At 48.2% G+C, this 23456-nt stretch carries 21 protein-coding genes and 1 riboswitch; of the genes, 11 read left to right on the forward strand and 10 right to left on the reverse strand.

Annotated elements, in window-relative coordinates; all coding sequences use genetic code 11:
• Nucleotides 1–7: 7 nt before the first annotated feature.
• Complete coding sequence (locus tag AC6B99_RS12550) at nucleotides 8–1000, reverse strand: Gfo/Idh/MocA family oxidoreductase (protein ID WP_494879190.1); 993 nt, start codon at nucleotides 998–1000, stop codon at nucleotides 8–10.
• 181 nt (nucleotides 1001–1181) lie between these two features.
• Between AC6B99_RS12550 and AC6B99_RS12555 the strand changes: the two genes are divergently transcribed.
• The 4 genes from AC6B99_RS12555 to AC6B99_RS12570 all read left to right on the forward strand — a co-directional run bounded on the left by AC6B99_RS12555 (nucleotide 1182) and on the right by AC6B99_RS12570 (nucleotide 3753).
• Nucleotides 1182–1568, forward strand: coding sequence for a DoxX family protein (locus AC6B99_RS12555; protein WP_056040464.1), 387 nt, complete (start codon nucleotides 1182–1184; stop codon nucleotides 1566–1568).
• A gap of 174 nt (nucleotides 1569–1742) precedes the next feature.
• Nucleotides 1743–2267, forward strand: a complete 525-nt coding sequence (pssA, locus tag AC6B99_RS12560; RefSeq protein ID WP_056040466.1) for a CDP-diacylglycerol--serine O-phosphatidyltransferase — start codon at nucleotides 1743–1745, stop codon at nucleotides 2265–2267.
• Between the two features lie 7 nt (nucleotides 2268–2274).
• Nucleotides 2275–2766 carry a DedA family protein gene (locus AC6B99_RS12565; protein ID WP_056040469.1) on the forward strand — a complete coding sequence of 164 codons (492 nt, stop codon included), beginning with the start codon at nucleotides 2275–2277 and terminating at the stop codon, nucleotides 2764–2766.
• 222 nt (nucleotides 2767–2988) lie between these two features.
• Nucleotides 2989–3753, forward strand: a complete 765-nt coding sequence (locus tag AC6B99_RS12570) for a MerR family transcriptional regulator (RefSeq protein ID WP_056040471.1) — start codon at nucleotides 2989–2991, stop codon at nucleotides 3751–3753.
• 108 nt (nucleotides 3754–3861) lie between these two features.
• Here the strand turns inward: AC6B99_RS12570 and thrS are convergent, their stop codons facing one another.
• From thrS to AC6B99_RS12590, 4 genes are all read right to left on the reverse strand, one after another.
• On the reverse strand, nucleotides 3862–5820 hold the full coding sequence (gene thrS, locus AC6B99_RS12575) for a threonine--tRNA ligase (protein WP_496663464.1): 1959 nt from the start codon (nucleotides 5818–5820) through the stop codon (nucleotides 3862–3864).
• Between the two features lie 93 nt (nucleotides 5821–5913).
• Complete coding sequence (locus AC6B99_RS12580) at nucleotides 5914–6132, reverse strand: hypothetical protein (protein ID WP_155973426.1); 219 nt, start codon at nucleotides 6130–6132, stop codon at nucleotides 5914–5916.
• Nucleotides 6133–6195: 63 nt separating this feature from the next.
• Complete coding sequence (locus AC6B99_RS12585; protein ID WP_056040477.1) at nucleotides 6196–7404, reverse strand: MFS transporter; 1209 nt, start codon at nucleotides 7402–7404, stop codon at nucleotides 6196–6198.
• Between the two features lie 259 nt (nucleotides 7405–7663).
• On the reverse strand, nucleotides 7664–8011 hold the full coding sequence (locus tag AC6B99_RS12590; RefSeq protein WP_056040479.1) for a hypothetical protein: 348 nt from the start codon (nucleotides 8009–8011) through the stop codon (nucleotides 7664–7666).
• Nucleotides 8012–8208: 197 nt separating this feature from the next.
• On the opposite strand from AC6B99_RS12590, the gene AC6B99_RS12595 reads away from it, so the two are divergent.
• The 5 genes from AC6B99_RS12595 (at nucleotide 8209) to AC6B99_RS12615 (ending at nucleotide 14504) form a co-directional block, all read left to right on the forward strand.
• Nucleotides 8209–10461 carry a heavy metal translocating P-type ATPase gene (locus tag AC6B99_RS12595; protein ID WP_496663465.1) on the forward strand — a complete coding sequence of 751 codons (2253 nt, stop codon included), beginning with the start codon at nucleotides 8209–8211 and terminating at the stop codon, nucleotides 10459–10461.
• Between the two features lie 273 nt (nucleotides 10462–10734).
• Nucleotides 10735–10838, forward strand: a riboswitch (guanidine-I (ykkC/yxkD leader).
• A gap of 113 nt (nucleotides 10839–10951) precedes the next feature.
• Nucleotides 10952–11992: an ABC transporter substrate-binding protein gene (locus AC6B99_RS12600; RefSeq protein WP_494879186.1), complete on the forward strand. Its 1041-nt coding sequence runs from the start codon at nucleotides 10952–10954 to the stop codon at nucleotides 11990–11992.
• 91 nt (nucleotides 11993–12083) lie between these two features.
• The gene (locus AC6B99_RS12605) at nucleotides 12084–12884 is read left to right on the forward strand and encodes an ABC transporter permease (RefSeq protein WP_056040484.1); all 801 of its coding nucleotides are present in this window, start codon (nucleotides 12084–12086) and stop codon (nucleotides 12882–12884) included.
• Between the two features lies 1 nt (nucleotide 12885).
• Complete coding sequence (locus AC6B99_RS12610; RefSeq protein ID WP_496663466.1) at nucleotides 12886–13698, forward strand: ABC transporter ATP-binding protein; 813 nt, start codon at nucleotides 12886–12888, stop codon at nucleotides 13696–13698.
• Nucleotides 13699–13721: 23 nt separating this feature from the next.
• On the forward strand, nucleotides 13722–14504 hold the full coding sequence (locus AC6B99_RS12615; protein ID WP_496663467.1) for an N-acyl homoserine lactonase family protein: 783 nt from the start codon (nucleotides 13722–13724) through the stop codon (nucleotides 14502–14504).
• Nucleotides 14505–14524: 20 nt separating this feature from the next.
• Here AC6B99_RS12615 and AC6B99_RS12620 read toward each other — a convergent pair whose 3' ends face one another.
• Complete coding sequence (locus AC6B99_RS12620) at nucleotides 14525–15883, reverse strand: aminotransferase-like domain-containing protein (RefSeq protein ID WP_496663468.1); 1359 nt, start codon at nucleotides 15881–15883, stop codon at nucleotides 14525–14527.
• A 195-nt stretch (nucleotides 15884–16078) separates the two neighbouring features.
• Here AC6B99_RS12620 and AC6B99_RS12625 point away from each other — a divergent pair, with 195 nt between their 5' ends.
• A complete protein-coding gene (locus AC6B99_RS12625; RefSeq protein WP_056040493.1) occupies nucleotides 16079–17035 on the forward strand; it encodes a DMT family transporter in 957 nt (318 codons plus the stop codon).
• Between the two features lie 147 nt (nucleotides 17036–17182).
• Here the strand turns inward: AC6B99_RS12625 and AC6B99_RS12630 are convergent, their stop codons facing one another.
• The 4 genes from AC6B99_RS12630 to AC6B99_RS12645 form a co-directional block, all read right to left on the reverse strand.
• Nucleotides 17183–17641, reverse strand: coding sequence for a GNAT family N-acetyltransferase (locus AC6B99_RS12630; protein ID WP_056040494.1), 459 nt, complete (start codon nucleotides 17639–17641; stop codon nucleotides 17183–17185).
• A gap of 204 nt (nucleotides 17642–17845) precedes the next feature.
• A complete protein-coding gene (locus AC6B99_RS12635) occupies nucleotides 17846–18979 on the reverse strand; it encodes a rhamnogalacturonan acetylesterase (protein ID WP_496663493.1) in 1134 nt (377 codons plus the stop codon).
• Nucleotides 18980–19382: 403 nt separating this feature from the next.
• The gene (locus AC6B99_RS12640) at nucleotides 19383–19631 is read right to left on the reverse strand and encodes a hypothetical protein (protein ID WP_494860260.1); all 249 of its coding nucleotides are present in this window, start codon (nucleotides 19629–19631) and stop codon (nucleotides 19383–19385) included.
• 96 nt (nucleotides 19632–19727) lie between these two features.
• Nucleotides 19728–20702: a ring-cleaving dioxygenase gene (locus tag AC6B99_RS12645; protein ID WP_496663469.1), complete on the reverse strand. Its 975-nt coding sequence runs from the start codon at nucleotides 20700–20702 to the stop codon at nucleotides 19728–19730.
• Between the two features lie 558 nt (nucleotides 20703–21260).
• On the opposite strand from AC6B99_RS12645, the gene AC6B99_RS12650 reads away from it, so the two are divergent.
• The gene (locus tag AC6B99_RS12650; protein WP_496663470.1) at nucleotides 21261–23240 is read left to right on the forward strand and encodes a methyl-accepting chemotaxis protein; all 1980 of its coding nucleotides are present in this window, start codon (nucleotides 21261–21263) and stop codon (nucleotides 23238–23240) included.
• The last annotated feature ends 216 nt before the right edge of the window (nucleotides 23241–23456 follow it).

Consider the following 23456-nt stretch of genomic DNA (forward strand, 5'->3'; position numbering starts at 1 on the left):
ATTAATACTAGTTCAGTGCGTTCAAAATGCGGCCACATAAATCCATTGTGCCAATGTTGTCCCGACCACTCGAATTCGGCGTCAAATTTTGCTTGCAGCAGGCGATGAAATGGGCCATTTCACCGACAAAGCCGCGCGTATATAGGTCGCCAAAGCAGCCGGACATCGTGGAAATCGACGGCGTCAGCACCGTTGTTTCCTCGGACAGCGTCTGGTACGACGAGGAGCCAGACATAAGCGACTTGTGAATCGACAGCTTTTTGGAATCTTCGGCTACGACATGGCCGTTGTCGAAGGTAACCAGCACGCTTTCACTTTCGCTCGACCAAGCGGTCATGCCTGCAAAATAAACGCTGCCGGAAATACCGTTGTCGAATTTCAAAGAAAACGACTGGGATATATTTTCGCCCAAATTGTTGTTAAACCCTGCAACTTGCGCCACTTCGCCAAACAAGCCGCGCATGAGATCAACGAGATGGATGGCAGCAAGCTTCAGGAATTGCTCCTCGTTTTTGCTAAAGCCTGTACTATCGCAGGCAAAACGAATTTGGAACGAGCGCGCTGCTCCGAGCTCGCCAGACTCAATCAGCTCTTGAAGCTTCAGATAGATCGGGGCATAACGTTTCATAAAGCCGACCATCAGCACGACGCCAGCCTTCTCAGCTGCTTCCGCAATGGCTGCCGCTTCTTCGGCAGTCCAGCCTAGCGGCTTGTCGACGAATACATGTTTACCCGCTCTAATGCAGTCCATAACGATTTCCGTTTGATCGCCAGGCTGGGCTACAACAATAACGCCATCGCACTCTTCATTTTGCAGCATTTGCTTGTAGTCATCATACGGTGTCCCGCTGCTGCCGAAGCGTGTAAGCGCGGCTTGCGAACGCTCAAGGCTTCGGGTGGATACTGCTGCAATTTCAGCTCCTGCTTCTACTGCGGATGGAAAAATATTCGTCGAGGCATGAAAGCCTGCACCGATAAAACAAAGTTTTGCTTGGCTCATCATTTATCTCTCCTGTTCATCATATCGACAACGACATTAGCACATTTCCATACTCTGATACAAGCAAGCGGAAAAAATAAATTATTTTCTGCACGATATTGACTTAAAAATGAGATTTCAGTATGATTGCTCCTTAGAACGAGTGTAATGGCGTATGTATACGAGGAAGGATGATTTATAAATGTTAGATTTAGGGTTATTAATAATCCGTTTAGTTATTGGACTCCTTATGATTGGCCATGGCTGCAAGAAGCTGTTCGGCTGGTTCGGCGGCGAAGGGATTCAAGGAGCAGCTGGTTTTTTTGAGGCGATTGGCCTCCGTCCTGGCGCAATGATGGTCGTATGCGCTGGACTTGCCGAGCTGATCGGCGGAGTATTATTTGCTTCCGGTCTATCGGTTGTGGCGGGTGCAGTGCTGCTGATTTTGACGATGATTGTTGCCATCGTCAAAGTACATGGCAGCAAAGGACTCTGGTCGGTTAACGGCGGGTTTGAGTACAATTTAGTGATGATGGCATCGCTGCTTGGTGTCGCCCTTGCTGGCGGAGGCGCCTATTCATTTATGTAAAGATGAAAATCGACATTAAAATTTAACATTGTCGTTTAATAAAGTGAATTAATAGGGATTTTGTCGTTAAAGATATAAAAGAGGGACAAGTGGACACATAAAAGTCACAGCCGCCTGTTACATTATTAACCTGCAAGTAAAAAAAGGATTTCATTCATCAAGGGGCTGATTGACATGAATAAAAACTGGCTGCCCTCCCTCTGTACATTATTGAATTTGGGAGCCGGGACTTTGTCTTTACTTTTTACGATAAAAGCCGAGTATAAGCTTGCTTTCGCCATGGTTATGACGGCAGCTTTATGGGATGTACTTGATGGACTGCTTGCCAGATGGCTTCATTGTGCAAGCGACTTCGGCAAACAGCTGGATTCGCTGGCTGATCTGGTCTCCTTTGGAATCGCGCCTGTATTTCTGGTCCTGCTGTACAAGCTCGACGGTTCATTGTGGCTAGGGCCGATTGCCGCTGTATTATTTCTAGCTTGCGGCGCGCTGCGTCTGGCAAGATTCAATATAAAAGGCCAAGTGAAAGGTTTTGTTGGTTTGCCGATTACAGCCGCCGGGGTTATTTTGGCGCTTGCTCCTTTTTTAAATAGTCAAATGAAGCCTGCTGCTGCTCTCGCCTTAATGGGTCTGCTTTCTGTCTTAATGGTCAGCCGAATTCCATTTCCCGCCTTCAAAAAAGACTACGCAAGGAAGTGAGCCGGTTATGACTTTTGCCATAGAAATGATTTCTCAGTACGGGTATTACGCCGTCTTCGGGCTGCTTGCTCTCGGCATTATCGGGCTTCCGGTTCCAGACGAATTATTAATGTTATTTATCGGATATTTATGTTCGATTATGGTGTTAAATTATTCCATTTCCTTGCTGGTTAGTTTCACGGGAGCTATAACGGGCATGCTTTTAAGCTACACGCTGGGCAAAACATTTGGACAGCCTTTAATCGACAAGCATGGCAAGTGGGTCGGACTCACAACCAAACGTTTTGAAAAGGTAAAGGGCTGGTTTGCCCGCTTTGGCATATGGACGCTGTTTTTCGGCTATTTCATTCCGGGTGTTAGGAGCATGACCAGCTACATTTCCGGCATTACTTCAATGCCTTTCCGCAAGTATTTGCTCATTACGAGTCTCGGCTCACTTACATGGGTGCTTATTTTTGTTACGATCGGCTACTTTCTAGGCGCCAGCATTAAATTTTAAATCAAAACATAAATGTAAAATCAAAACGATTAAGCCCCATCAGAAGAACACTCTCTTCTGACGGGGCTTTTGGTTGTATTTCAGGCCAAGTAAATCTTCCCATTACCTCTTCATTATAGCGGATTCAGATGCTTTTTAAGTGTCCTTCTCCATCAGGGAAAAATAACGGTTGACCTTCACGCGCCGTCAACGTGTACGATAAATTTGTCAGGAGGTGAGCATATGGAATACACCATTCAGAAGCTAGGCTATTTGGCTGGCGTTAGTACGAGAACGCTGCGTTATTATGATGAAATCGGCCTATTGAAGCCGGCACGCATCAACTCTTCAGGGTATCGGATTTATGGACTGAGCGAGGTAGAGCTGCTCCAGCAAATTTTATTTTACAAGGAGCTTGGCGTCACCTTGGAGGAAATTAAAGCGATTATTACGTCGCCTAATTTCGACGTTCATGCGGCACTGCTGGAGCATCGCAGCAAGCTGCTTGAGCGCAGGCAGCAGCTCGATCAGCTCATTGCCAATCTCGACCAAACATTATTGCAGAAGGAAGGGAAACAAACGATGAACGATAAAGAAAAGTTCGCAGGCTTCAAGCAGCAGCTGCTGGATGACAATGAGGCCAAGTATGGCGAAGAAATCAGGGCCAAATATGGGGAAGCAGCCGTCAACCGCTCAAACGATGCTATTAAAAATATGACAGAAGCGCAGCACGCTGAAGTGGAAAAGCTCGGCGAGGATGTGCTGACGACGCTGGCGGCAGCCTTCCTGACAGGTGATCCTGCGGGCGAGCTGGCACAGAAAGCAGCTGACTTGCACAAGCAATGGCTGAGCTTCTACTGGGGCAGCTATTCGAAGGAAGCGCATGCTGGCGTTGCCCAAATGTACGTTGACGATGAGCGCTTCACTGCCTATTATGATGAGAAGCAGCCCGGTTCTGCTGCATTTTTACGCGATGCGGTGCTCGTTTACACAAGGCAGCCCTCTTAATCCAATGAAAAAGGACGGCACACCAAGCTTTATAGCCTGGATGCCGTCCTTTAGCTCTTTCCTGCTTTTTAGCTTATCGCCAGTAGAAAGTCCGGCAGCACAAGTCCGCTATACGCTCTCGTTAGCGTTCAGCTCTTTAGCTGCAACTTGCCGGGAAAGCTGCTCCACTAGCTGCGCAATAGACATCCCCTGCTGCTCATTCACGCCGCGCCTGCGAACCGAAACCGTCCCTTCGCTCGCCTCCTGGTCCCCGATTACGAGCGTATAAGGCACCTTCGCCAGCTGCGCCTCCCGAATTTTGTAGCCAAGCTTTTCGCTGCGAGCATCGACTTGCACACGAAGGCCTGCTTTCAGAAGCTGTTGCTTGACTTGCAGGGCATAATCCAAATGTACGATTGAAACAGGAAGCAGCTTCACCTGTACGGGTGTGAGCCACAGCGGGAATGCGCCGCTGAAATGCTCTGTCAATATGCCCATAAACCGATCAATGGAGCCATATACGGCACGATGGATGACGACAGGTCGGTGCTTTCCTCCATCCTCGCCGATATAAGTCAAATCAAACTTTTCAGGCATTTGAAAATCAAGCTGGATTGTTCCACATTGCCAGCTGCGGCCAAGCGCATCGCGAATATGGAAGTCGATTTTCGGCCCATAAAAGGCGCCGTCTCCTGCATTGAGCATATAAGGGACATTTTGCTGGACCAGCACATTTTTGAGCGCTTCCTCCGCTTGATCCCATAATTGTGCCGAGCCCATGGAATCGGCTGGCCTAGTGGACAGCTCCACCCGATAAGTAAAGCCAAAGATCGAATAAATATCGTCAATGAGCGCCATTACTTTAGCGATTTCCTCCTCGATCTGATCGGGCCGGACGAATAAATGCGCATCATCCTGACAAAACGTCCGCACCCGCATCATCCCATTGAGCGCCCCTGAAAACTCATGGCGATGCACCTGTCCATACTCGGCAAGGCGGATCGGCAAATCTCGGTAAGAACGGAGCTCATTTTTAAATATAAGCATATGTCCCGGACAATTCATCGGTTTGAGGGCAAAAACCGCGTCATCAACATGTGTAAAATACATATTGTCTTTGTAATGCTCCCAATGACCGGACTGCTCCCATAGCCGATTGTTCAGCATCAGCGGTGTACGAACCTCATCATAGGCCCGTTCGCGATGAATGCCGCGCTCCAGTTCCTCCAGCTCATTACGTATAATCATGCCATTCGGCAAATAAAACGGCATGCCAGGCGCTTCCTCCGAAAACATGAATAGCCCTAGCTCCTTGCCCAGCTTGCGGTGATCGCGCTTTTTCGCTTCTTCGAGCATATGGAGATGCTCCTCCAGCTGCTTGTTTTTCCGAAACGCTGTGCCATAAATGCGCTGCAGCACTTGGTTATTGGAATCACCACGCCAGTAGGCTCCCGCTGTGTGCAGCAGCTTGAACGCCTTAATCCAGCCAGTTGCTGGCAAATGCGGCCCGCGGCATAAATCGATAAATTCGCCCTGTTCATAAAGCGAAATAACAGCATTTTCCGGCAAAGCTTGAATCAGCTCGACTTTTAGCGGCTCCTCTAGCTGCTCAAATAGCTGCAGCGCTTCCTCCCGGCTGACAACACGGCGAATGATCGGCAGATTTTGCTCTGCAATTCGGGCCATCTCCTGCTCAATGACGGCGAGCTGTTCATTCGGCAGCGGGCTTGCAATGGCAATATCATAATAAAAACCGTCGCTGATGACAGGCCCAATTCCGAGCTGAACCTCTTGCTTGCCATACAGCCGCTTCAATGCCTGCGCCAAAAGATGCGCTGTGCTGTGCCGATAAATTTCCAGCCCCTCCGGACTGTCCAAAATAATGATTTCCACGTCGCTGTCTGCCTCTATGGAATAGCTTAAATCAACAGCTTCCCCATTGATTTTGCCAGCGACGGCTTTTTTTCGCAGCCCAGGACTGATTGATTCAGCGAGCTGTTCCATTGTTGTCCCAACTGGGCACCTTCTAATTGCGCCATCCGGCAGCTTGATTTGTATGTGATTTTGATTTTCGCTTTGATTTTTCATCGCTTGAGCCTCCACTTCTGCCTATTTATGAACGCAAAAAAAAACGCCTCTATCCCGGAAAGGGACGAGTGCGTTCGGCTCGTGGTTCCACCCTTATTCGACCTTATCGCCAGCTTGCCACAGCCCTTGCTGCAGCGCCCCGGATAAAAGGCCCTTATTGGTATCCGTTATCGCAGATAAAGCGGTGAAGCTTACTTTCGCACAAGGGAGCGGGTTCAGCAGCACGGCTGCAAAGGGGTAAAACCATATCCGGTATCCGAAGAAGCTTGCAGCAATCGCTTCTCTCTCTGGGCGGCCCGAAATTGGAATCATGTCTTTGGTCAATGCCAGTTATGAAGATGTAGGTATTATATTACGACTGCTGGTTTAAAAAAGTCAAGTAGAAAAATGTTTTTCGGAGGCTGGCTGGCCTGCAGCCGCTTTATTTTTCACGGAAAGCAGTGTAATTCCCATAATGAGCACAATCGCGGCAACCGCGATAAAAGGCAGATGTTTATCCACCTGATATAAGGTCGTGCTTAGTATCGGCGCGATCACAGCGGACACTCCTTGAACCGATGCAACCATGCCTGCGACGCCGCCTTGCTGCTCTGGTGAAACGGAAAGCGAAGCGCCCGCCATAAAGCCCGGCATCATCAATCCCGCACCAATTCCGAATATAAAGAAAGCCGTATAAAAACCAATTAAGCTCATAGCAAAAAGAAAAATAGCCATGCTGACGAGCAAAAGCAAAGCGCCAGCAAGAATGAGCGGCTTTGGCTGCCATTTTGTATTTTTCATTTGCAGCCCTTGGGTAATAATCATCGCGACTCCGCTAAATATGAGGCCAAGCGATACCACGCGTGCGGTTTCCTGCGTCGTCAAAGCGAGCTGATCCTGAAAATAAAAGCCGCCAATGACTTGCAAAGTGACGATGCTCAGCATCGTGGCAAGTCCAGCAAACAAATACAGACGAAGCCCTTTGGCGAACGGATTAACTTTGGGCGGCTTCTCTCGAATGACCGGTTTTTGAGCGGGAATTAACAAGAGGACGACAACAAAGGCAATAAGCGGCAGCGCAGCACCGATATATAACGGCCATAGCAGCCCAATCAGGACAAAAACACCCGCAATTGCCGGTCCGAGCACCAGTCCCAGCCCATTGGCAGCCCCGATTAAGGCCATGCCGGCCGAACGCCCCTTTTCATCGGTCACATCCGCCATATAAGCTTGTGCCGACGAAGGTACGGCTGGAATGAATAGTCCAACCATCGCACGCGCTGCGATCAGCAGCACAACCAGCAGCGTTCCATTTATCATTTTCGACAGCCCAGCATACATGATGACCGTGAACAAAATGTAGCTGACAAACATGCCTATAAAACCGATTAAAATGACCGGCTTCCGCCCTAACGAATCGCTTCTTCGCCCCCATACCGGAGCCATCACGGCCATGGCAATGGAACCTAAGGAAATAATTAAGCCCGAGTGTGTTTCGCTTAGTCCCAATTCGCGGATAAGCGGCGGCATGACAGGAGCTATAATCATCAATCCAACCATGGCAACAAAAACGCTAAAAAATATACTGAGTCTAATTCGTACCATTTTCACCACTTCTCCTTTCGCAGCTGTTGTTTTGGCGCTGCTCTGCTTAAAGCGTAATCCAATGCGAAAATAGCGGCTACCTTAAAACGGATTCTAAATACCGCTAAACGGATTATTATTTAATCGTGCAATCCATTTACATTATGATATATATGGAAATTAATTTATGAAAAGAAATAAAAAAAGACGTTTGCAGCGTTGGCAGTCTGAGCATAAACAATCTCAGTCCAACGGTTGCAATCGCCTTTTTGGGTGGAAATTATAGTTTATCAACCTGCAATAAAGAGATTTTTTTCGTTGTAAAGGTATCCTGCAGACTGGTTTCACTAATGACGTTTAGCTGCAGCAGGCTGGATACCTTTGCTGGGTCCACTTTGGAAACGAGGCGCCAGGCATCGGGCTCGGGAAGTGCTGCAAGCAGTTTCGCCTCATCGTATTCCCGCCTCTCCTGTGCGACAATTTTTACTTTATAGCGCCCTACAGTCAGCTCCCCTGCTTCCTGCTCTGCACAATAAGCTAAAATTTCCGTTCGCAGGCCAGCCAGCTCCTGCTCCAGTTCCTTTTGCTTCTGCTTAAGCTGGTAATATTTCTTCACCTTCTCGTTCAATTCATCACGCTCCTTCTACTCCCTATTTATATGCATTAGACACGCCGCTCCATGTCTTGCATAATCTGCTTTTAAACAGCTTTGCCTCATGATTCTGGAGCTAATTGGCAAAGATAGGTTTGACAGATGCTGTCATCGAGGCATATTATTTATATATGAGCACTTATTCATACATTGATAGGAAAGAGGGCTGAATCATGGTTGAGTATCGTGTTAAAGGTCTGACCTGCGGCCATTGCGCCCATACGATGGAGACGGAAATTCAAAAATTGACGTTTGGCGAAGATGCCAAGCTCAGCTATAATTCGGGCAAGCTGCTTGTCAATGCGCAAATTTCGATGCAGAAGGTTGAACAAATTTTGAAGTCGGAAGGCGCTTATTTAGAGAAGCTTTCTGCTCCCGCTGCCGTTAAAGGATCGGGATCGGCCCATAGCGCTGATTCTCATGCTCATTCGGCTCATGACCACGCTTGCCATGACGGTCATTGCCATGAGGAAGCTGCTCATTCGCATGGCGACAGCCATGCTCACGACGACCATGGACATGATCATAGCCATGGAGGCGGAAACTCCCATATGCTGAAGCTGCTGCTTGCTTCCGGCGTACTCTATGGCGGAGCGCTGCTGCTGGAGCAGGCGCTAAGCGCACCACTGTTAATCGCTTTATACTTGGCAGCCATTGCCATCAGCGGTTATACGACCTTTTGGCGCGGACTGCGCAATTTGTTCAAGTTAAAATTCAACATTGATACGCTAATGACCATTGCGCTTGTTGGCGCCATCGCCATCGGCGAGTGGAAGGAAGCGACGCTCGTCGCCGTATTGTTCGGCGTCAATGAATGGCTGGAAGGCTACGGCATGGAGAAGGCGCGGCGTTCAATGGAGACGCTGCTGCAGGTAGCGCCAAAGGAAGCGACCAAGCTGATAGATGGAAAGGAATTGGTTATTCCCATTACCTCGCTGAAGGCGCAAGACATCGTCCGCGTCAAGCCGGGCGAGAAAATCCCATCGGACGGTGCTGTTACGGAGGGGAAAAGCTCGGTCAACGAAGCTGCCCTTACTGGCGAGTCGCTTCCGGTCGACAAAGCAGCTGGGGATACCGTATTTGGCGGCAGCATTAACAATGAAGGCGTACTGATCATTCGAATTGATAAAGCCTATGAGGATTCCTCGCTAGCGAAGATTTTGCATTTGGTTGAGGAAGCCCAGGAAACAAAGACGCCAACCGAGCTGTTTATTAATAAATTCGCCAAATATTATACGCCGCTTATTATGGCCATTGCTTTGCTTGTGGCTCTGCTTCCTCCTCTGCTGCTGCAAGGGGATTGGACAAAATGGCTTTATCAAGGCCTTTCTGTGCTGATTGTTGGCTGCCCATGCGCCCTTATTCTCTCTTCGCCCATTGCCATCGTTTCGGGTATTACGCGCAATGCCCGAAACGGCATTTTAATTAAAGGCGGCGTATATTTGGAGCAGCTTGGTAAAATCGATACGATTGCCTTTGATAAAACAGGCACCTTAACCAAAGGTGAGCCGCATGTCGTACAGGTGGAAGTTTATGAGGATGCACTTTTCTATAAGGTTGCCGGCGCGATGGAGCGCTCCTCCTCCCATCCGCTCGCTAAAGCGGTTATGAAGACTGTGCAAGAGAGCGGAGTCAGCTTGCCAGAGCCAGAGGAAATGATCAATGTAGCCGGCCGTGGAATGGAAGCTGTCATTGATGGAGAGCGCTACTGGCTCGGCAATGAGAAAAGCATCGCGCATTTAAGTTTTCCTGATCAGGTGCGCCACACGATCGAGCAGATGAAAGCGTCTGGACTCACGCTCGTCATTGTTGCAAATGCCAATCGAGTGCTTGGCGTGTTCGGAATCGCTGACGAAATTCGCGAGGAAAGCCGTGCGGTCATTGCTGCGCTTCATCAGCAGGGCATTAAACGTACGGTCATGCTGACGGGCGATCACCAAAAAACGGCCGATAAGGTAGCTTCGGCTGTCGGGGTATCTACTTTCTACGCAGGGTTGCTCCCTGAGGATAAAGTAGCGCGCATTAAAGAGCTTGGGGAAAGCGGCAAAGTCGCTATGATCGGTGACGGCATCAATGATGCTCCCGCTCTTGCCTCTGCCCAGCTTGGCATTGCCATGGGCAAGGGCACAGACAGCGCTATTGAAACAGCGGACATTGTGCTCATGCAGGATCATTTGGGCAAGCTGCCCGAGGCTATATCCGTTGCCAAGCAGGTAAACCGGGTGATTCGCTTCAACATTGCGGTTTCACTCGGGCTTAAGGTGCTTGCGCTGCTGCTGACCATACCAGGCTGGCTCACGCTGTGGATTGCCATTTTATCCGATATGGGCGCCACTATTTTCGTCACCTTGGTCAGCTTGACTATTCTCATCCCGCTGCGCAAAGCTCATGCGGTAAAATTAAGCAGCAGCAAGCCGCTGAAATAGAGACAAATTTTCGTTGTTGATTGGCTGGCCATTTTTAAAAAGGCAGAGGAACGGGCGCGCAAGGCCCTCTCCTCTGCCTTTTCTCTTTTTTCTCTCCTATTTCGTTATGAATATAGAAAAACAACGAAATTATCCAACGCAAAACATAACTTATAGATAACATATTGAGTTAACTAATTGGTTATTCTCTTAAATAAATTTAATATTTCATAAAAACTCTTGTCAAAATCAACTTTTAAATGTTAGTATACATTACATTAACTGAATAACGGTTTTACAGTTTACTAGGGTTCCGCCAATTTGGGTCAGGTCCGAGAGTAAACCGCTGCCGCTACCTTAATGCGTCAGTGACACGGAGGGATAAAAACCCGGGAGATTATTTCATAAATAATCTCCCGGGTTTTTATTTTTATTAGGGAGGTGCCTGTGCTTCAGTCTTTTAGAACGATTGGATAAGCAAGCCGATAACGAACACTTGGAGGAATCACCCATGACAAAAAAGCATATGTTTACAACGCTGTCACTTCTCTTCTCCGTAATGCTCCTCATTGCTGGATGCGGAAGCAATAACACACCTAGCCAATCCCCCGCTCTTACAGCTTCCCCATCCGGCGCACAAACCGCGGGTAACAACAGCGAAGGCGGCTCCAAAACGATTCGTTTCGGCTATAGTCCCTGGATCGGCTCTGCAGGGGCGATCATCGCCCAAGCCAAAAACCTTTTTGCGGAGAAAGGCGTTAACGTCGAATTTGTAAAAATGGAAGGCAGCACAAAGGATGCCTTTATGTCAGGCAAACTGGATGTAGTCGTGCAGTCGCTCGATGCTGTCGTGCAGATGAAATCGAAGGAAAAGGCTGATGACCCGATCCAAATTATTGCGGTCGTCGACAAATCCAAAGGTGCAGACGGCATTATTGCCAGTCAGTCCGTTATTTCTTTGGCCGAGCTTAAAGGCAAAAGCGTAGCCGTATCCATTGGCTCTCTCGCCCACTTTCTGCTGCTCCACGCCTTGGATACGGTTGGATTGCAAGAATCGGATGTCAAAATTGTAAATATGGACAACAACCTTGCCGGCTCGACCTTCATGTCCGGACAAGTTGACGCAGCGGTAACATGGGAGCCCTACCTATCTCAGGCGGTAGAAAAAAATGGACATCTGCTCTACTCCACAGCTGATGCACCTGATCTCATTGTCGATACTCTCGTAACCAAGAAAAGCATCATTGACCAATATCCAAATGAGCTGAGAAAAATGGCGGAAGCCTTTGATGAAGGCCTTGCGTTGTTCAACAATGGAGACGAAGGCAAGCAGCTTGTTGGCGATGAGCTTGGTATGGACCTCGAGGCTGTTAAAAGTACAGCAGCAACGCTTGATTTAGCTACACTTGCGGATTCCCAAAAAATGCTCATGGAGGATCAGACAGCTTGGGAGAAGCAAATGTCTGAATTCGTACAATTTTTTATCGAACAAAAAATATTGACCGAGTCGCTTGACACAAGCGGTGCCATTAATCCTTTCCTGTTTAAATAAACAGCTAGCTATGTAAAATATCGATGCGAATGGACAGCAGTCGGACGAATCCGCCTGCCGCCTGTTCGCATAAGCAGGAGGAATAACGTTGATGGACACCTTATCCAACCTTTTTAAAATCCGTGGGGAGATGAGCCGTAAAGCTTATTTGGCTACTGTTGTCGGTACCTTCGCCGCCGTGTTTGTGGTGTGGAGTTTATTAAGCTACTCTCAGCTGGTCGATCCGACCTTTCTGCCAACGCCTGGCACAGTCGGCAAAACCTTTTGGAGCAGCGTCCAGAGCGCTGATTTCTGGAGCTACGTCGGCATTAGCTCCTACCGGGTGCTCATGGGGTATTTGTTCACCTGCCTTCTTGCTATTCCACTCGGCATTTTGGCAGGTACGTTTAAATTTGCTGAAGCTGTGCTTGTACCGCTTACCGAATTCATTCGTTATATGCCCGCCACTGCCTTTATTCCACTCATTATTGTTTGGATTGGGCTTGGGGAGCCCGCAAAAATTATGGTCATTTTCGTAGGCTGCTTCTTTCAAATGCTGCTGATGGTTGCCGACAATGCCCGCGCAGTATCCAATGATTTGCTGCAGGCCTCCTATACGCTTGGCGCCAATAAGCTACAGGTGCTTCGCAAGGTGCTCCTCCCTGCACTGCTGCCGGAGCTTATGAATACGATGCGCCTTATAATGGGATGGGCATGGTCTTACCTCATCGCATCCGAACTATTTGCCGCCAGCTCCGGGCTAGGATTCATGATTATTAGAGCGCAGCGCTATTTGCAGACGGATATGATTTTCATGGGCATACTCGTTATCGGCATGCTCGGACTCATCATTGATCGTTTGTTTGCTTTACTCAACAAGAAGCTATTTCCATGGGCAGAAGGAGGTCGCTAAGATGAATACTTTCCCCTTGCAAACGGAGCCGCATACAGCCAGCGCAAGCCAAGCAGCCAGATCCAGCAAAATTATCATCGACAGCCTGTCCAAAACCTACACAACCAAATCCGGCAGCTTTACTGCGCTGGATCAAGTTTCGGCACATATTTTAGAAAATGAATTCGTGACGCTCGTTGGCCCGTCCGGCTGTGGCAAATCAACGATGCTCCGGGTGCTTGCGGGCCTTGAGGAAGCAAGCTCCGGCAGCGCCTCCATAGCGGGCAGGCGAATAACCGGGCCTGGCGCAGACCGCGGCGTTGTTTTCCAATCCTATACGCTGTTTCCTTGGCTCACCGTACGCGACAATATTGAATTTGGCTTGGAGCTGAAAGGAACTCCCAAGCTGCAGCGGCGCGAAGTGTCGGATAAATATTTGGAGCTGGTCGGCTTGACGAAATTTGCTGATGCTTATCCGAAGCAGCTGTCGGGCGGAATGAAGCAGCGCGTCGCCATCGCCAGAGCATTAGCCAATTCTCCGGAAATGCTGCTAATGGATGAGCCTTTTGCCGCTCTGGACGCCCAGACACGCAGCGATATGCAGGAGCTGCTCATGAACATTCAGAAGCATGAGCACGCCACTATTTTGTTTATTACGCATGATATTGATGAGGCCATCTTTCTATCTGAGCGTCTATATGTGATGAAAAGCCGCCCGGGGCGCATCGTCCGCGAAATTGAAATTCCGGCTGCTATGCGCCAAAATAAAGCGCTCCGAGATTCAGAGCCCTTCATTCAATTAAAACGGGAAATTGTAGATTTGCTTCATGCCTGACCGATGAAAAAGGAGGATCTTTAATGACATCAATTAAACGCTTCTATGTCCTGCTAGTAGGATATGAAATGGTGCCCAAGTCGTTGTCGCTGCGAGGCGGCGATAGCCGCATTATGATTGCAGAGCCGATATGCTGTTATTTGGTTGATACCGATACAGGATGGATTTTAATGGATACAGGCTTAGATGAATCGAGGCTCCGCGATCCCGAGCTCGCGAAGCAATTTTATACGAGCCGCGGCTGGAGCGCCCTTCCTGTCGTCCGTCCCGCCCACTCGCTTCTGGATCAGTTGAACGCCATTGGTGTTCAGCCAGCCGATGTTACCCGCGTGTTTCTTTCTCATATGGAAGCCGATCATACTGGTTATTTGAAGCTTTTCCGGCATGCCAAAGTGTACGTTCAACGCGCAGAGTATATTTTCGCCACGGAGACGCCGCCCTTCTTGGGCAATATTACGGAGGATTATGACTTTCCAGATATCGATTGGCAGCTTTTCGATGGCGACGCCGAGCTGGTGCCTGGCCTGCAAATCATTTCAACACCCGGACATACGCCGGGCCATCAATCTGCTGTCGCAACGCTTCCAAGCGGGACAAGGCTCGTGCTCACGTTCGATGCTGGCGATTTCCTCGAAAACTTTGAGCAGGAACAGCTGCCGGGCTCAGCAAGCGGTGGCGACGAGGCGGCGCTCGCCTCCATCCGCAGGCTGAATGAGCTGGCCAAACAGCCTGGGAGCATGCTTTTTCCCTTTCATGATCCCGTCTTTATTCAAGGTGTTAAGCTCGCCCCACTCTATTATGAATAGAGGAATATAGCTCATTCGTGTTAATAAAAATGATTAGCCCGCTTTACTTCCTCCACAATAGCCGTTATGCCCTCATCGATTTGCCCTTCACTGGCCCGGGAGATGCTGATTCGCAAAAACTTCTCCCGCTCCAGATACCCTGGCAAATAAAAGCCTTTCCCGTCGACAGTCCGAATATGCTTTGCTGATAGCCGTTCCATGAGTTGTTCCATATTGACGGTAATAGGCAGTTTATATTGGGTGTAGATGCCCGAACTCACTCCAGAAGCTTGAATAAGCCCTGCTCCATTATGCCGATCGAGCGCTTCGTTCAGCAACAGCATTCGCGAGGTGTACAGGCTGCTTATGGCGCGCTTATGGCGTTCATACATCCCATTTTTAATATAAATGTCCAATGCCGCTTGGGAGAGGAATGACGTATCTCCGTATTTTTTATGGCGGTAAAACGTTTCAATGAGCTGTTCCGGCAATACAGCAGCCCCAAGGCGCAAGCCGGGAAAAATGATTTTCGAGAAGCTTTTTAAATAAACGACATGCTCCGTCAAATCATAGCTATAAATCGGATCAAACCCCCGTTCCACCCCTAGATCTGCCATATAGTCGTCCTCGACAATGTAGACATCGTATTTTTTCGCCAAGGCAGCAATTGCTTTCCGTTCCTCGGTTGTGTAGGAGGTGCCCAGCGGATTATGATAACGCGACATCGTGTAAAAAAATTTAATATCCTCGTTGCGAAATAACCGCTCCAGCTCCTGCAAGCTGATCCCAGCCGTGGTGCGGGCAATGACCGCTGTCGGCAGCTGCTCGATTTCCAGAAATCGCAAATACAGATTATAAGTCGGCTGTTCGACGAGAATGGTATGCTTGCCGTTTGGGAAAGGCATTTTCGCCAATATTTCCAGCGCCTGCTGAGCGCCTGACGTCACGAAAATCCGCTCGGTTTTCGCAAACACCTGATCATTAGCCAAATGGCGAACGAGCGTTTCGCGAAGCTCAGCCATTCCTTGAGGATCGCCATACGTAAACAAATGATATTTGTACGTATCAATGGCTTTATTCAAGCAATGCTGAAAATCCAAATACGGAAACACAAACAAATCCGGCGATGCCGATGAAAAATCGATGCCCTCTCTTTGAATGTCGACTTCATTTTTCCCGCTTCCGCCGCCATCCTTGTCCACCACATAATAGCCGCTCTGCGGGATAGAATAAATCGCATGGCGCTTCTCCAGCTCTGCATACGCACGGGTAATCGTATTTGTGCTGCATCCGTACTGCTCCGCAGCTTTGCGAACAGACAGCAGCTTGCTGCCTGGACGGTAATGCCCGTCGCGAATTTTCCCTTCCATGTCGGACAAAATCGCAAAATACTTTTTCATGCTGTCCCTCCCTGCTCCTGTTACTGCTCTAGCTGTCTTCCTTCTCCCATGATTATACCGTATATCTCCCAACTGTATTGATACAGTTCGCAAAATCAGCTATCGTGCGGCACTGCCGAATGGTTTATCTTTAAATTAACAGATGAGCCGTTCGCGAACACGACCTCGCTTAACCTTAGGAAGGAAGTCATACCTATGAAAGATAAAAGTATTAAGCTCGCCTATATATTCGCTGTATTAAATGCCGTCATTATCGGATTCTCCTTTTTATTCGCCAAGCTGTCGCTCGGAAGCGCCCAGCCGCTAGACACGCTCACGTTCCGGTTTGCATTTTCGTTTCTCATCATGACAATCCCTGTAGCACTGGGCATGATTAAGCTGAATTATCGCGGCAAGCCCCTTTTTAAAGCGCTGCTGCTCGCAGCGATGTATCCGCTCGGCTTTTTCACCCTTCAGGCTTTTGGCCTGCTGCATGCAAGTTCCGCTGAAGGCGGCATTTTATATGCCTTTACGCCCGTTGTGACGATGATCATCGCCTCCATCTTTCTGAAAGAAAGGACGTCCTTGCTGCAAAAGCTATCGATTTTCCTCTCGGTATTTGGCGTTGTGTTCATTTTCATGATGAAGGGCAGCAGCATCGACTTATCCAATATGCTTGGCATTTCCCTGCTGTTTCTGACCTGCTTCGCGTTTGCCGGCTATAGCGTGCTTGCACGCTCGCTTTCCAAGCATTTTAGCCCAGCTGAACTTACGTATTTAATGCTTGGAATTGGTTTTGGCGTGTTTCTCTCTATATCATTGGTGCAGCACACGACTGCAGGGACGATGGACAGCTTCCTTACGCCGCTGCGCAGCGGATCATTCCTGCTATCCATCTTCTATTTGGGCGTTATTTCCTCGCTCATCACTTCTCTGACGTCCAATTACATTTTGGGACGGATCGAAGCTTCGAAAATGAGTGTGTTTACCAATTTATCGACGATCGTTTCTATGGCGGGCGGTGCCCTTTTCCTCGGGGAAGAGCTGACGATGTATCATGTCATCGGTTCGCTGTTCATTATTGCGGGGGTTGTCGGCACTAATCTGCTGGGCAGCAAGCGTAAACGGCTGTCGCCGCCAGAGGGCGGCGAAGCGACCGTTTCGAGGGTGTAATATAAGGCGATTATAAGGGTGAAACTTATACATTCTTATATTAAAAAATCCGCCAGAGCGGCTGTGCTAGTGCCTCAAGCCTAAATAAGGCAAAAACAAGCTGCTTGGCGAATCTGTATAAATAATTCATGGCATTAACTAATTAGTTTATAACGTTAAATAATAATGCTTATACTCTGCATCTTGTGTATAGCCATTGCGTTCATACAGCCGCTGAGCCTGCACATTCATAACAGCGGTAGACAGCTCAATGCCTTTCGCTTGCAGCAGGCTGGCATAGCTTCTTGCCTGGTCCAGCAGCAATTGGGCTACGCCTTGCTTTCTGTGGGATTCCAAAACGTATAGATCGTTTAAAATATAGGAACGCTGCATTGATATCGAGGAGAATACAGGATACAACTGGGTAAAGCCGGCTGCCTCCCCACTCCCGGAATGCTTGGCCATAAAGATGACCGAATCCCGCTGCTCAAAGCGATTGAATAAAAAGCGGCGCGCTCCCTGCACATCCGGGGCTTGTCCATAAAACATACGGTACAAATCAAATAACATAGCCGCTTCATCCAACTGCTCTATCCCTGCTTGCTCAACAACATAAGTATTTTCCATTTTTCAGCCTCCTGTCTGAGTAGTATATCAAATCTCTATGCAGGAGAAAACAAGCGTAAACGGCTTTCGCCGACCTTTGGCGGCAAAGCTACCGTTTCGAGGGTGGAATATAGAGAAAGAATAGAAAAATTATATACTTTCCTTTATTTTAAATGAAAAATAGCCGGCATGCCGCGAATTTCTCGCTGCACACCGGCTATTTTCTTAAAAACCGCTCAAGCCTTGGCTGCTTAGATTGTTTTTCACAAGCTGGGCGAGCTTCTGGGCACCTGCGTAGTTTGGATGCAGCGAATCGCCACTCATGTATAGGTTCAAAGTCGCTGCAGGGCCAATGGAGGTGAAATAGGCCGAGCTCAGCACATTGAGATCAACGAGCGTCACATTTTCCTCGGCAGCCAGCGCCATTGTCGCGGCTCTGTACCATCTTCCCGTTGAGCTGTGAACATTGCTCGCATTAAAATCAGTAGCGCGGCCTTGCGGCGTGGAAAGGACAACGGTCGCTCCCTTCGCCTTGACCTGAGTAACCATATCGCGCATAATTTCCTTGAACTGAGCTTCGGTCGTTTCATTTTTCGCATTCGTATCGTTTATGCCGAACTGGAGAATGAAATAATCGCCCGGTTTAATATATTTTAAAATCGCTTCCAGCTGTCCATCATCCCGGAACCCTCGCGCGAATTGCCCGCCTGTCGCCATATTCCGCACCTTGAACGTGCTGCCGTTTACATATTGCTCCAGCATTTGCCCCCAGCCGCCCTGTACGCTGCTTGCCAGTGGATAGTAATTCGCGACCGTGGAGTCGCCGCCAATATAAATCGTCCGGTTCGTTACCGGATTGTTCGAGATTTTCGTAATTTCCAGCGAGCTAAGCGTAAAAACAGTACCCGCCTTGCCTTCCGTTACCAAAATATTAAGCTGACCATCGGTAATTGGAATTTGAAAAGAGTCCGTCGCATTATTGCCTGTCATATTCATAATTTGATAAACGCCTTCTGCGGCCACACTCGCTCTCGACGTATTGCCGAGCATAACCTTCACTTCGTACAGGCCGTTCGACAAATCTACATTAAATGTATTTGTACTCTTCGTACCGAATGTCAGGAAGCGTACTGCATCACTGCCTATACCCGTACCGGAAGCGCTTACATTTTGCATATTGGCTGGTGTGTTGAAGCCATAACCGGTCGAAGCCGAATAGCCGAGCGTAGCGGAGACGCCAATGTAGCCAGAGGCCACACCGCCATTGCCGAAATCAAATTTATAATTGTCCGCTGCGCTAGCCTGCTCCCCCTGCCCCAAGCTTATCCCCCCAAGCAGCAAAGTAAATGCCAAGCACATTAAAAAAGCTTTTGACCAGCGTTTCTTTGTCACTTCAATTCCTCCTTTTTAATAGGTTGTCCTATACAGATGCGACGATATGGAAGCGTATTCAAAAAGGACCTTATAGGAACTTTACCATAAATACCCTTCATTTTCTACATGGTTACAAAAAATATAATATTTTCTTATCTCCATATGACAAAAAGCCCCCGCTATTACGAGTCTAGTTTTTTTCCCAGACCTAAGCCCTGTAAAATTGACATCTTGTAGAACTGGAATGGCAACTAACTTGGCAAGTTCTGCGTTTTGCTGGTGATCCTATATTTAAACGCAAAATAAAATAGAGCATCCGGAAGAGCTTCCGAATGCTCCATCCAACCTAATAAATGGGTTGCGTGTTTATTAGCTTTTGGGCAAGTATTTACCCATTTTCTTGTTCTAATTCCTTAATCGCCGTATATACAGCCTGCTTAATCTCTTCGGGTTCATTGTACAAATCTTCTGGAAACTGCACAGAGGCAATGCTTCCTGGCTTAACGACAATGTCCTGAAGCTTCACTTCAAATTTAAAGCCATCAACGAAATCTATAGCGTCACGATCACGATAACAATACATTCCGGAAACATCTTCTTCGTCAACGATCAGTACCGCATTTTCAGTCAGCTTCAATGCTTTTCCCCCATTCCATTCGCTTTACACATTAGTATAAAAGAATTTGGAGAACAATGACAACTCAGCAAGCCTCATTTCAGTAGGCCTTATGCCTTATGACTTTAGCGTCGTATCAATCGGTTTCAACCGTGCTTCGATTGCTTCGCGGCGCGGTTCCAGAAACGGAGGAAGCGCAAGCGATTCACCAAGCGTCTCGAAAGGCTCGTCGGTTACAAAGCCTGGACCGTCTGTAGCCAATTCGAACAAAATGCCATTCGGTTCGCGGAAATATAACGAACGGAAGTAGTAGCGCTCCACAAAGCCGGAGTTTTGCAAGCCCGCCTTATTCAGCACGTCGATCCACGCCATTAGTTCTTCCTTATCCTCTATGCGGAAGGCAACATGGTGAACACCGCCTTTGCCAAGGCCAGCAACGGATAAATCGCTGCGCGGCTCTACCTGTATTTCAGAGCCAGAGCCACCCTCATGAGCCTGCATAATAATAATATCGTCCTGTCCTTCGACGAGAGCAGGAACGCGGCCTGTTTCTTCAAAGCCCAGCAGCTTAAGTGCGTCAACAGTTGAATCAGGCTTGCGGACGGTCAGTTTTACAGGACCAAGACCGGTAATTCCGTATTCTACCGGCACAGGGCTTCGATCCCAAGGTGTTCCGGCTGCAACCCCGCTGTTCGTTTCATCCGAGACAAGAGCAAGCTGCTGCCCTTCTGGATCTTCAAAAAAGATGACGCTGCGACCGGCAAATGGCGTAATTTCCGAATGTTTAACCTCGTGCTGGTCAAAACGCTCAAGCCAATATTCCAGCGCCTTGTCGCTTGCTACACGCAGCGATGTACCGGAGATGCTGCTAACGCCTGGACGATTGCTGCCAATGCCGGGGAAATCAAAAAACGTCAATTCCGTACCCGGATTGCCTCTCTCATCGCCATAAAAGAGATGGTAAGCCGAGGTATCGTCCTGATTTACCGTCTTCTTAATCAGTCTCATGCCAAGCACTTGCGTGTAGAAGCTATAGTTTAAGGATACGCTGCCTGTCATGGCAGATAGATGGTGGATTCCTTTTACGTTCATTATAAACACCCTTTCGAGTTATATTGTAACTTTATAATTGTAAGTATATAACCTTTCGGTTAGAAAAGCAAGTCTTCCCCGCTGCCCATGCCCGCTTGCTAATAAACACGTCAAAAAGCCGGAGCAGCACGTTCGCATGCTCCGGCTTTCCGTCCTCCTTATGCATTTTGCATTCAGGACTTTCCCGATTTGTTCGCCAGCCCGATGATCATGATGACAAGCACGAGTAATTGAATGAGTAGCTCAGCGCTCATTTTCATACCTCCATTGCTGTTCAAAATGCTCCTTCGTTCCGGCTTCTCCTCTGCAAGTGACTTGAAACTTCGCTCCCACTTTATATGTATGCGGCAGCTGTGGTCAATATGACCCTGCTTTCAGAAAGTGGTTACCTTAAGTATTCCAATAATGGATCAAGCATCCTATTACACGGATTTTTCATTAGATTTTTAATGAAAATTTATTTTATTGCAAAATTAGTATTAATATTATTGCATGCTTTGACGATATAGTCCTTAAGTAACAAATTCACAAATTTACCAATTCAATAGAGGTGACTGAATGAAACTCAAAATGAAATTAATGTTAATGTTTGCGATAACAGTCCTTTTTGCTGCCACCCCATTAGTTGCGGTGGGGCTTTATCAAATTGAGAAGCAGGCTGCCCGCGGGGTAGATGCCAAGCTCGATGGAGCAATGGCTTCCGCTGCCAACCAACTTGACAGCTGGCTGAGCAGCAATGCAAAAGTAGTAGAAACGCTCGGTTTTGCAATTCAGGAAGGCATTCCCGAAGGCGAACTCACTGAAAATTATTTTTCAATTATGAATCTCGGTACGAACAAAGAAAACATGTCTGACTTTTACTTTGGCAGCGAATCGGACGGAACATTCATGAATGGCGCTGTTTGGTCGCCGAATACTGGCTACGACTCTCGCCAGCGTCCATGGTATATAGAGGCCAAACAAGCGAACAAGCTCATCTTTACTGATCCGTATCAGGATACGATGACCAAACAATTCGCCGTATCGATTGCTATGCCGGTAAGCGGCAAAAATGGCGGCATCCAAGGCATCGTTGCAGGCGACCTGCTGCTTTCGACTATTACGGAAACGGTAGAAAAAATTAATTTGGATGATCTTGGCTATGCTTTTCTGCTGGATAAGAAGGGCATGATTTTAGCACATCCTGATGAACAGCAGGTCAATACATCTGCTGCGGAAAATGCGGAGCTGAAGCCGTTTCTTGCAGGCATGCAAGCTAATGAAATGGGCCAGCAGACCTTCAGCTTTGAAGGTGAAACCTATTTGCTTTACTACAACCAAATACCTAGTACCGGCTGGATTGTAGGCTCCGTCATTTCAGAAAAGGTTGCTTTTGCCGATTATTACAAGCTTCGTAATCAATATATTGTCATTATTTTTGCTACATTGCTTATCGTCTTGGCGGCATCTTACTTTATAGCCACGCGCTTCGTCAAACCGCTGCAAAGGCTGCGGGCAACGTCCCAGCAAATGTCGGAAGGCGATTTTACCGGGAGGGTGACTTTAAAAGGCAAGGATGAATTTGCTGAGCTGGGCACAGCCTTTAACCACATGTCAGATAAATTAGGTGTCCTGCTCAAGCAGGTTGCCGAGTCTGCGAGCCAAGTTCACAGCGTCTCCATTGAAATGGACGAGCATACGAATAATACGCGCAGGATATCTGAGCAAATTGCCTTGGCAACGGAAGAGCTGGCGAAAGGCTCAAGCTCGCAGGCCGATTCCGTCTATGCAGGCTCCGAGCGGCTGTCTGAAATGAGCGAATCTGCCCGCGGCATCAGCCACAGTGTGGAACAATCCGTCGCGATGATAAATGAAGCAGGAAGCGCAATGAATGCAGGCCTGCAGGCCGTGGATCATCAGGTGAAGCTTGCAGCAGACAACCGCCAGTCGATTGATCGCGTTGGCAAGTCTATCGCCCTGCTTGTAGATAAATCGCAAAAAATTGAAGTTATTGTCGGTATTATTCGCGGCATCGCCTCCCAAACGAATTTACTTGCCTTAAATGCGGCTATTGAAGCAGAGCGGGCTGGCGAGAACGGACGAGGGTTTGCAGTCGTGGCAGACGAGGTCAGGAAGCTTGCTGAGCAGTCTACTGGCTCCGCTGGCGACATCATTGTGCTGCTGGATGAAATTCAGGCGGCTAGCCGTCAGAGTGTAAGCGAGGTGTCGCATGCGGAAGGTTTTGTGGAGCAACAAGTAGCAGCGGTAAATGAGACGCGGGATTCGTTCGAGCGAATTCAACAATCCATTGACGGTATTGGCAGCCAAATTCGAGCCGTCTCTGTCTCGACGATGGAGCTGGACGATAATGCCGGCAAAATTTCGGAGGTCATAGCCAGTGTAGCAGCCATGTCGCAGCAAAGCGCAGCTTCGACGGAAGAAGTTGCTTCCTCGACGCAGGAGCAGTTTGAATTTATTTCGAGCATTTCTGAGCGATCAAATGAGTTGACCCAGCATGCCAATGCACTCTTTGAAGAAGTGAAAAAGTTTAAAATTTAGCTAGGGCGTGTATGCAAACGTAAGCAAGCCAGATCGTGATCAAATTTAGCGTCAAACGTTTGGCCTCTGCTAGTGAATATACCCTGAACAAAGATAGATTTGGCGGACACAGCAGCCGCTATTTCAACAGAATCATGGGTTAAGGCACAGGCTGCGGACTCAGGAGCCGCTATTGCGCTGTACATGACCATTTTGACGGGATAATGAGAGGGATTA

The organism is Paenibacillus liaoningensis (genome assembly GCF_059609455.1).